The organism is Inquilinus sp. (assembly GCF_039594555.1).
Lineage (GTDB): Bacteria > Pseudomonadota > Alphaproteobacteria > DSM-16000 > Inquilinaceae > Inquilinus.
The window spans coordinates 1-8,960 of the sequence record NZ_JBCNNF010000292.1 but is presented as its reverse complement, the minus strand read 5'-3'; the positions used below and the strand labels follow the sequence as shown (position 1 = coordinate 8,960).

General features: G+C 71.2%; 8 protein-coding genes and 1 tRNA gene. 4 read left to right on the top strand and 5 right to left on the bottom strand.

Translation table 11 applies throughout. The features are described from left to right. Window positions 1-31 precede the first annotated feature (31 nt). From trpC to ABDW35_RS25665, 5 genes are all read right to left on the bottom strand, one after another. On the bottom strand, window positions 32-853 hold the full coding sequence (gene trpC, locus ABDW35_RS25685; RefSeq protein ID WP_343716704.1) for an indole-3-glycerol phosphate synthase TrpC: 822 nt from the start codon (window positions 851-853) through the stop codon (window positions 32-34). Next, a complete protein-coding gene (gene trpD, locus ABDW35_RS25680; protein ID WP_343716703.1) occupies window positions 850-1,875 on the bottom strand; it encodes an anthranilate phosphoribosyltransferase in 1,026 nt (341 codons plus the stop codon). The genes trpC and trpD overlap by 4 nt, the downstream gene beginning before the upstream one ends. Continuing rightward, window positions 1,872-2,456 carry an aminodeoxychorismate/anthranilate synthase component II gene (locus ABDW35_RS25675; protein ID WP_088153166.1) on the bottom strand — a complete coding sequence of 195 codons (585 nt, stop codon included), beginning with the start codon at window positions 2,454-2,456 and terminating at the stop codon, window positions 1,872-1,874. The genes trpD and ABDW35_RS25675 overlap by 4 nt, the downstream gene beginning before the upstream one ends. 90 nt (window positions 2,457-2,546) lie before the next feature. Continuing rightward, on the bottom strand, window positions 2,547-4,085 hold the full coding sequence (gene trpE / locus ABDW35_RS25670) for an anthranilate synthase component I (RefSeq protein ID WP_343716702.1): 1,539 nt from the start codon (window positions 4,083-4,085) through the stop codon (window positions 2,547-2,549). A gap of 210 nt (window positions 4,086-4,295) precedes the next feature. Then, window positions 4,296-6,167: a peptidyl-prolyl cis-trans isomerase gene (locus ABDW35_RS25665; protein ID WP_343716701.1), complete on the bottom strand. Its 1,872-nt coding sequence runs from the start codon at window positions 6,165-6,167 to the stop codon at window positions 4,296-4,298. A 190-nt stretch (window positions 6,168-6,357) separates the two neighbouring features. Here ABDW35_RS25665 and tpiA point away from each other — a divergent pair, with 190 nt between their 5' ends. From tpiA to ABDW35_RS25645, 4 genes are all read left to right on the top strand, one after another. Next, complete coding sequence (tpiA, locus tag ABDW35_RS25660; RefSeq protein ID WP_343716700.1) at window positions 6,358-7,113, top strand: triose-phosphate isomerase; 756 nt, start codon at window positions 6,358-6,360, stop codon at window positions 7,111-7,113. Window positions 7,114-7,197: 84 nt separating this feature from the next. Then, window positions 7,198-7,274 (top strand) — tRNA-Pro (locus ABDW35_RS25655). A gap of 20 nt (window positions 7,275-7,294) precedes the next feature. Beyond that, window positions 7,295-8,194, top strand: coding sequence for a 2-dehydro-3-deoxygalactonokinase (locus ABDW35_RS25650; RefSeq protein ID WP_343716699.1), 900 nt, complete (start codon window positions 7,295-7,297; stop codon window positions 8,192-8,194). Window position 8,195: 1 nt separating this feature from the next. Continuing rightward, on the top strand, window positions 8,196-8,828 hold the full coding sequence (locus tag ABDW35_RS25645) for a 2-dehydro-3-deoxy-6-phosphogalactonate aldolase (protein ID WP_343716698.1): 633 nt from the start codon (window positions 8,196-8,198) through the stop codon (window positions 8,826-8,828). The last annotated feature ends 132 nt before the right edge of the window (window positions 8,829-8,960 follow it).

The following is an 8,960-nucleotide window of genomic DNA, read 5'->3' as shown; positions in this document are numbered from 1 at the left end:
CCCGTTCGTTCCGGGGAGATCTGAGGCCCGGTCATGCGGCGCTCGACTTCGCCTCACGGGCTAGCAAGGCCCGAGTGGCGGCCGCGACGTCGTCATGGCGCATCAGGCTCTCGCCGATCAGGAAGGTGGTGGCGCCGGCGCGGGCCATGCGGGCCAGGTCGGCCGGGGTGAACAGGCCGCTCTCCGCCACCAGCAGCCGGTCGCCCGGCACCTGCGCCGCCAGCGCCTCGGTGGTGGCGAGGTCGACCTGCAGGGTCTTGAGGTTGCGGTTGTTGATGCCGAGCAGCGGCGAGCGCAGCTTCAAGGCGCGATCCAGCTCGGCCGCGTCATGCACCTCGACCAACACGTCCATGCCCTGGTCGATCGCCGCCTGCTCCAGATCGCGGGCGGTGGCGTCGTCCAGCGCCGCCATGATCAGCAGGATGCAGTCGGCGCCCAGCGCCCGGGCCTCCGTGATCTGGTAAGGATCGACCATGAAGTCCTTTCGCAGCACCGGCAGCTCGACGGCGTTTCGGGCGGCGGTCAGGTACTCGTCGGCGCCCTGGAAGTAGGGCACGTCGGTCAGCACCGACAGGCAGGTGGCGCCGCCGTCGCGATAGGCGCGGGCGAGGGCAGGCGGGTCGAAGTCCGGGCGGATCAGGCCCTTCGACGGCGACGCCTTCTTGATCTCGGCGATCAGGCCGTAGCGGCCTTCGGCCTGCGCCCGGCGCAGCGCCGCGAGGAAGCCGCGCGGCGGCGCGGCCCGGTCGGCGAGGTCCGCCAGCCGGCTCATCTCGGCCGGCGGCACCGTCGCCTTGCGGGCCTCGATGTGCCGGCGCTTGTCGGCGACGATGCGGGTGAGGGTGTCGCTCATGCCGTTCCCTGGCTGGTGATCCGGGCCAGCCGCTCGAGGACACGGGCGGCCGATCCGTCATCGATGGTCCGGGCCGCGAGCGCGGCGCCGTCCGGCAATGTAGACACCCGATCGGCGACGATGAAGCAGGCTGCGGCGTTCAGCAGCACGATGTCGCGGTAGGCACCGTGCGCCCCGCCCAGCACGGCGCGCAGGGCGGCGGCGTTGGTCGCCGGGTCGCCGCCCTTCAGGTCCTCCGGCACCGCGCGGCGCAGCCCGGCATCCTCCGGCGTCACGGTCAGGCGGCGCACTTGGCCGCCGCGCAGCTCGGCGACGGCGGTCGGGCCGGTGGTGGTCATCTCGTCCAGCCCGTCGCTGCCGTTCACCACCCAGGCGGCCTCGCTGCCCAGCTGGCCCAGCGCATGGGCCACCGGCTCGATCCAGGCCTCGGCGAAGACGCCGAGCAGCTGGCGCTTCACCCCGGCCGGGTTGGCCAAAGGCCCGAGCAGGTTGAAGATGGTGCGGGTGCCCAGCTCCTGCCGCGCCGGGCCGACATGGCGCATGGCGCTGTGGTACAGCGGCGCGAACAGGAAGCCGATCTGGGCCTCCCACAGCGCCTCGCGCATCACCTGCGGCGGCGCCTCGACATTGACGCCCAGCTCGGCCAGCACATTGGCAGCGCCGGTCAGGCTGGAGGCGGCGCGGTTGCCGTGCTTGGCCACCGGCACGCCGGCGCCGGCCAGCACGAAGGACACGGCGGTCGAGACGTTGTAGGAGCCTGAATTGTCGCCGCCGGTGCCGCAGCAGTCGATGGCGCCCGCCGGCGCGTCTATGGTCACGGCCTTGTCGCGCATCACCCGGGCGGCGGCGGCGATCTCCTCCGGTGTCTCGCCGCGGACGCGCAGCGCCATCAGGAAGCCGCCGATCTGCGCCGGCGTCGCCTCGCCGGACATGATGATCTCGAAGGCGGCGCGGGCGTCGGCCGCGTCCAGCGGCGTGCCGAGCGCGGCCTTGGCGATGAAGGGTCGCATCTCGGTCGTCATGCCGCGTTCCGCCGCTCCGCGATGGCCAGGAAGTTCTGCAGGATCTTGTGGCCGTATTGCGAGGCGATGCTCTCCGGATGGAACTGCACGCCGTGGATCGGCAGGGTCCTGTGGCGCAGCGCCATGATCACCCCGTCCGCGGTCCAGGCCGTGGCCTCCAGGCTGTCCGGCATGGTCTCCGGCGCGATGGTCAGGGAGTGGTAGCGCGTGGCTTCGAAATTGTCCGGCAGGCCCGCCAGCACGCCGCCGCCATGGTGATGCACCGGGCTGATCTTGCCGTGCATCGGCTCCGGCGCCCGGACGATCCTGCCGCCGAAGACTTGGCCGATCGCCTGGTGGCCGAGGCAGACGCCGAACACCGGCACCTTTCCGGCGGCAGCCTGGATCAGGTCCATGCAGATGCCGGCCTTGTCCGGGTCGCAAGGGCCGGGGGAGATGACGATGCCGTCGGGCCGCAGCGCCAGGGCCTCGTCGACCGTCAGCGCGTCATTGCGGCGAACCTCGGTGTCCGCCCCAAGCTCGCCGAGGTAATGCACCAGATTGTAGGTGAAGCTGTCGTAGTTATCGATCAGCAGAAGCATGGAGTTGCCCTTTCGAGGCAAGAGGATGGAGAGGAGCGGCGGTTATCCGGCCGGCCTCACCATCGATGCTGCTGCGAAGGGTTGCGGTTCTCAGACATGACCCATGGGCCGGTTGCCGTTGCGCGGCCGGTTGGCGAAGCGTACCGCATCTTCGGCGGCGCGCACCAGCGCCCGGGCCTTGTTGCGGGTCTCCTGATACTCGCCCTCCGGGCTGCTATCGGCGACCACGCCGCCGCCAGCCTGGATATAAAGCGTGTCGTCCTTCACCACCGCGGTGCGCAGGGCGATGCAGGTGTCCATGTCGCCATTGGCGCCGAAATAGCCCATCGCCCCGGCATAGACGCCACGCCGCGCCACCTCCAGCTCGTCGATGATCTCCATCGCCCGTACCTTCGGCGCGCCGCTGGTGGTGCCGGCCGGGAAGCCGGCGGCCAGCGCCGCTACCGCGTCCTTGTCCGGCGTGATCCGGCCGACGACGTTGGAGACGATGTGCATGACGTGGGAATAGCGCTCGATGATGAAGCGGTCGGTCACCTTGACGGTGCCGATCTGCGACACCCGGCCGACATCGTTGCGGCCGAGATCCAGCAGCATCAGATGCTCGGCCCGCTCCTTCGGGTCGGCCAGCAGGTCCTGCTCCAGCGCCACATCCTCCTCCGGCGTGGCGCCGCGCGGGCGGGTGCCGGCGATCGGCCGGATGGTGACCTCGCCGTCGCGCAGCCGCACCAGGATCTCCGGGCTCGACCCGACGATGGCGAAGTCGCCGAAGTTCTGGAACACCAGGAAGGGCGACGGGTTCAGCCGCCGCAGCGCCCGGTACAGGGCGAAGGGCGGCAGGGTGAAGGGCAGGGAGAAGCGCTGCGACAGCACCACCTGGAAGATGTCGCCGGCGCGGATGTACTCCTTCGCCCGCTCGACGATCGCGTGATACTCCTCCCGCGTCATGTTCGAGCTCGGCTCGGGCAGGGCGGGCAGGGTGCCCTCGGCCGCCGCCTCGCGATGCGGCAGGCTGGATTCGAAGCGGGCAACGACGTCCGACAGCCGCTCGCAGGCCGCCTCATGCGCCTTCTCGGCCGTCACGGCCGGGTCATGGAACACCGGGGTGACGATGGTGACCACGTCGGCGATGGTGTCGAAGACGCAGACGATGGTCGGCCGCATCATGATCGAATCCGGCACGCCCAGCGTGTCCGGGTTGGTGTCGGGCAGCACTTCCATCTGCCGGACCATGTCGTAGCCGAGATAGCCGAACAGGCCGGCGGCCAGGGGCGGGAAGCCGCGCGGCAGGTCGATGCGCGATTCCGCGATCAGGTCGCGCAAGCTGTCGAGCGGCGCCTTCGCGACCGGCTCGAATGTGCCGAGATCGGCCAGCGCCTTGCGGTTGATCTCGACCGCGTCGCCGCGGCAGCGCCAGATGAGGTCGGGGCGCAGCCCGATGGCGCTGTAGCGGCCGCGGATGGCACCGCCTTCGACCGATTCGAGCAGGAAGGAATAGGGCTCGTCCCCGGCCAGCTTGAGCATGGCCGAGACGGGGGTGTCGAGATCGGAGACGAGACGGGTCCAGACAACCTGGGGCTTGCCGGCCCGATAGGTGTCGGCGAAGGCGTCAAACGCCGTGGATTCCGGCATGGTGGTGACCTGTAGCGATCGGGAGGAGATGGGCAAAGGCGGAACGGTCGCCGCCACGCCATCGCTCCCCGCCGCCCGCCCGCTGCCAGCCGGCCGCGGCCCCCGCATCCGTCCAGCGCCAGCCCACCGCCACTCCACGCCGGGAGGACGGGGCCGCCGGACGAGGTCCGGCGATGGGGCGCAGCGACGCCGCGAGGGGATGCATCAACATCATTCCTGGTAGTTCAACCGGGCGAGGACCGCCTGGTCAATGGTGACTCCATACCGGGCGCGCAGCGCCTGGTCCAGGCCGTCGCCGACATCGACCGCGAGGCCGCGCTGCAGATCCTGCTTCACGGCAGCCTCTGCCGTGGCGTCGGGCTTGGCGGGTTCGACCTTGGTCAGGCGGGCGACGATTCGGCCGCCCGGGGTCTCGGCCGTGGCGGTGCCGCCGACCTGGGCCGCGAACAGGTCGCGCACCAGCGCCGCCGGAACAGCGCCGGCATTGCTGCCGTCGCGCAGCAGCGCCGGCGTCTCGGCATACTGCCCGCCGACCGCCTTGGCCACGTCCGCCGCGGCCTCGCCGGCGGCCAGGCGCTTGGCGACCTCCGCGGCCAGCGCCGCGGCCGCATCGGCCTGCTTCTGCTCGGTCCAGGCAGCGGCGACCTCGTCCCGCACCTTGGCCAGCGGCTCGGTGGCCGGCGGGATGATGCTGTCGACCCGGACGATGAAGGAGGTGTTGTCGTCGACCGTGCCCATCGGGCTGACATCGCCCTGCTGCAGCTGGAAGGCGGCCTGCAGCACCTGCGCCTGGCCGGGCAGGGCCGGCAGCGGCTGGCCGCTCTGGGTCGTCCCGTCCTGGGCCACGGCCGGAACCGTGGTGACGGTGAAGCCGAACTCCTGCGCTGCCTTGTCGATCGGCACGTTGTCGGCCAGCGCGTCCTCGAACTTGTTGGCGGCGTCGTACAGCGCGTCGGCGGCCTTGCTCTGCTTCAGCTGAGCCTCGATCCCGGCGCGCGCCTCGTCGAAGGGCACGGTGCGGGCGGCCTGGACGCCGGTCAGCACCAGCACGTGCCAGCCAAAGGGCGACTGCACCGGGTCGGTCGCCTGGCCCTGGGCCAGGGCGAAGCCCGGATCGGCCAGGGCCGGGATCGGCATCGCCGACTTGGCGGTAAAATCGACCGGGATCAGCTTGACCGCCGCATTGCCGGACTCGTCGACCGCCTGCTGCACCGGCTTGCCGCCGCGCACCGCCGTGGCGATCTGGTCGGCCAGCGCCTTGGATGGCGCGATCACCTGGTCGAAGCGGCGCATCTCCGGCTTCTGGTAGTTCGCCTGGTTCTTGTCGTAGGCGGTGCGGGCCTCGTCCTCCGATACCGTCACCGACTTGGCGAACTCGTCGGTCTTCAGCAGCACCAGGCTCAGCGTCCGGTACTCGGGCGACTGGAACTTGTCGCCATGATCCTTGTGATAGGCCTCGAGGTCCGCCTGGGTCGGCTGCGGCACGCCGCTCTGGTCGGCGTTGCGCAGCGTAACCGTGTCGGCCACGCGGGCCTCGCGGCGGTACTTGGTGATCGGGTCGACCAGGGCCTGCGGCGGCTCGGCGCCGCTGAACAGCGCCTGCATCACGTTCCGCTGCTGCAGCTGGCCGCGCGTGGAGGCGATGTAGCCGGCCTCGTTGGTGCCGTTGGCCTGCAGCAGCTGCAGGAAGCGGTCGCGGCTGAACTGGCCGGTGGCCGGGTCGCGGAACGCCGGATCGTTGCGCACCGCGTCGGCGACCGCGTCATTCGACAGGGTGTAGCCGAGATCGGCGGCGAACTGGTCGTACAGCGAGCCGGAGATGATGTTGTCCAGCACCTGCCGCGGCAGGCCGAGCTGCTGGGCGACCGACATCGGGATCCGCTGGCGCTGGGCGATCGTCCGGAACTGGGTGTCGAGCTGCCCCAGGCTGATCGTGACGTCGCCGACCGTGGCCACGGTGTCGGACTGGCTCCGGTTGCGGAAGATGTCGCCGACGCCCCAGATCGCGAAGCTGAGGATCAGGAGGACGAACAGCACCTTGACGACGATGGAGCCGGCCTTGTGGCGGAGGATCTGCAGCATGACGACCGTAAACAAAGGACACTGCCGCGCCGGGCTCCCGGGCGGTTTGGGCCGCGCATCATAGGTGCGGCCTCCTCGGGCAGCAATGCACAAGGCGTGCCCCTGGCGTCGCACTGGAGTCCATATGGCGTCGCGGCGCCCGGGTTGGTACATCAAGGGCGACATTGGGGAAACCAGCGGAGAGAGGCCGATGGCGCGCAAGCTGATCGCGGGCAACTGGAAGATGAACCTGCTGCGCAGCGAGGGCACCGCGCTGGCCCGCGATCTCGCTTTGCGGCTGGCCCGCACGGTCGACCCGGCCTTCGACCTGCTGATCTGCCCGCCGGCCACCATCATTTCGCCGATCGCCGATGCGGTGCAGGGCAGTGGCCTGTGGGTCGGCGGCCAGGACTGCCACACCGCGCAGGACGGCGCCCATACCGGCGACATCTCGGCGCGGATGCTGGCCGATCTCGGCTGCAGCCACGTCATCGTCGGCCATTCCGAGCGGCGCCAGGACCATGGCGAGATCGACCTGGTGGTGGCCGAGAAGGCGGCGGCGGCGCAGGCCGAGGGGCTGGTCGCGATCATCTGCATCGGCGAGACCGAGGCCGAACGCAACGACGGCCGGGCGCTGCAGGTCTGCAGCCGGCAGATCGCCGGGTCGCTGCCGCGGGGCGCGACGGCGGAGAATACGGTGATCGCCTATGAGCCGGTCTGGGCCATCGGCACCGGCCGTACCCCGACCGCGGCCGACGTGGCCGAGGTGCACGCCCATATCCGCGCCGCGCTGGGCGCCCGCGTTCCGTCCGAGGCGGCGGGCATCCGCATCCTCTATGGCGGCTCGGTCAAGCCCGGCAACGCGGCCGATCTGCTGGCGGTGCCGAATGTCGACGGCGCCCTGGTCGGCGGCGCCAGCCTGAAGGCCGATGATTTCTGGGCCATCGCCGAGGCCAGCGCGGGCTGAGCCGCATCGCCGTTGCATAGGCGCGGGTCGGTGGCTATAGTCCCGCCCGCTCACCGCCTGGCCTACCCGGCGGTGGCCCCCGGTCGGAGCGTAGCGCAGCCTGGTAGCGCACTTGCATGGGGTGCAAGGGGTCGCGAGTTCGAATCTCGCCGCTCCGACCATTTTCTTCCGGATCGACATCATGATCGTCGCCCTCGACTGGGGAACCTCCTCGCTCCGCGCCTGGCTGCTCGACGCCGACGGCGCCGTGCGGGACGAGGCCGCGGCCCCGCTCGGCATCCTCAAGGTCCCGGGCGGCGATTTCGACGCCGTGTTCCGGCAGATCGCTGAGAAGTGGAACCCTACCGCCGCCATCGCCTCGGGCATGATCGGCAGCCGGCAGGGCTGGGCCGAGGCGCCCTACGCCAACTGCCCGGCCGACGAGGCCGCCCTGGTCGCCGGCCTGATCGAGGTCCCGACCTCGCTCGGCATCTCCTTGCGAATCGTCCCCGGCGTCAGCCGGGTCGACGCCGACGGCATCCCCGACGTGATGCGCGGCGAGGAGGTGCAGATCCTGGGCGACGCGCCGGCCGCCGGCCGCCGCCTCTACGTCCTGCCCGGCACGCACAGCAAATGGGCCCTGGCCGAGGACGGCCGCATTGCCTGGTTCGCCACCTCGATGACCGGCGAGGCCTTCGCCGTGCTGGCCGAGCACAGCATCCTGGGCCGGCTGATGGACGGCCGCGCCTATGACCAGCCGGCCTTCCGCCGCGGCCTGTCGGTCGGATCCACGGCCGGCGGCGGGCTGCTGCGCCGGCTGTTCAGCGCCCGAACGCTCGGCCTGTTCGGCGAGCTGGAGCCGAAGGCCGCAGGATCCTACCTCTCCGGCCTGCTGATCGGGGCCGAGGTGGCCGACGCCCGCGCCACGGTCGCGGCCGCCACGGGCGCCGCGCCCGAGGAGGTCACCATCGTTGGCGGCGCCGAGCTGTCGGCCCGCTATGCCGAGGCGATCGAGGCCGCCGGGCTGCGCAGCCGCATCGCCCCGGCCGACACCACGGTCCGGGCGCTGTGGCGCCTGGCCAAGCACGCGGAGCTGGTGTGACATGACCCTGTCCCTGCACGATTCCCTCGCCGGGCTGCCCCTGGTCGCCATCCTGCGCGGCGTCAAGCCGGAGGAGGTCGAGGCCATCGGCGGCGCCCTGGTCGAGGCCGGGTTCCGCTGCATCGAGGTGCCGCTGAACTCGCCGCTTCCCTTCGACAGCATCCGCCGTCTGGCCGACCACTTCGGGCAGCAGGCGCTGATCGGCGCCGGCACGGTGCTGAAGCGCGAGGACGTGGCCCGGGTGCAGGCCTCGGGCGGCAACCTGATCGTCATGCCGCATGCCGATGTCGAGGTGATCGCCGAGGCGAAGCGGCTGAACCTGGCCTGTGCCCCCGGCGCCGCCACCCCGACCGAGGCCTTCGCGGCGCTGAAGGCCGGGGCCGACGCGGTGAAGCTCTTCCCGGCCGAGGCGATCCCGCCGGCGGTGGTGAAGGCCTGGCGCGCCGTGGTGCCCGCGTCGGTGCCGTTGATCGCGGTCGGCGGCATCACGCCGGACCGGATGGCGGCCTATCGCGACGCCGGCACCACCGGCTTCGGCCTCGGCTCCGCCCTCTACAAGCCCGGCATGACCGCGGCCGAGGTCGCCGCCACCGCCGCCGCCTTCGCCCAGGCCTGGCGGGCGCTTAACGGATAGCTCAAGAAACGCTCCTTCCCACACTGTCATTGCCGGGCTTGACCCGGCAATCCAGGGGCCACCGGGAGCGGCTCTTGAAAGCCCCTGGATCCTCGGGTCAAGCCCGAGGATGACAGTTTGGGAGAAGGCGGC